Source organism: Aeromonas sp. QDB63 (assembly GCF_027707425.1).
In the GTDB taxonomy this organism is placed as follows: domain Bacteria; phylum Pseudomonadota; class Gammaproteobacteria; order Enterobacterales; family Aeromonadaceae; genus Aeromonas; species Aeromonas caviae.
The window spans coordinates 1-677 of record NZ_JAPCIS010000081.1 but is presented as its reverse complement, the minus strand read 5'-3'; the positions used below and the strand labels follow the sequence as shown (position 1 = coordinate 677).

The following is a 677-nucleotide window of genomic DNA, read 5'->3' as shown; positions in this document are numbered from 1 at the left end:
TTTGTTATCCGGTTTGAAGCCGTATGACCACTCCCTTTTGTGGGCAACTGTCAGGTGAATACCATCTCCATACATATTGTTTGCGTGAAGGTACAATTTTCGGTCTCCGAGGTATGGCGCATAAGCGTCTCGTGCCGCAGATCTCTCGAAAACTACACATGCTATATCATGAGGCTCAATGACATCAAACACCAGTACTTCAGCCTGTACGTCCGATGGGTCGTAGATTTTAAGCCTTTGTTCCTCACGGGAGGGGATGCCTGCAATGTCTTGATACATACCTGCAAATGCTCGAGGAGTCATTAGGTTGGTAAGGGGTTGAGTACTAATACGTCCATCAGCAGCGTTGTGACAGCAGAAGGCACAATTCTTCGTCCAAAGAATTGAGGGGGGAAGAACTAGAATAAACCAATCAACAGTGACGTCTGACATTCGATATTTGTACAGCATCTGACAGTTGGGAAAGCCAATAGATAGAGATGTACTATCACTATGACCATCAAATCGGTAGTTATCATTGATAACTGGAGCTGCATCTACCTCATGTGCACGGCCAACAGGATAAATCCCATGAGTCATTATTGATGGAAGGTTGATTGCCCTAAATAGCTGTTCCGAATAGTAGATCACCGGAGGAAGGGAACTCAGTCCAGTTTGTGCGATCTGATTAGTCGCTA

At 45.2% G+C, this 677-nt stretch carries 1 protein-coding gene; it reads right to left on the bottom strand.

What is annotated here, in order from left to right:
- On the bottom strand, positions 1-677 hold a 677-nt coding region (locus PG879_RS20465), incomplete at both ends, for a DarT ssDNA thymidine ADP-ribosyltransferase family protein (protein ID WP_270830619.1).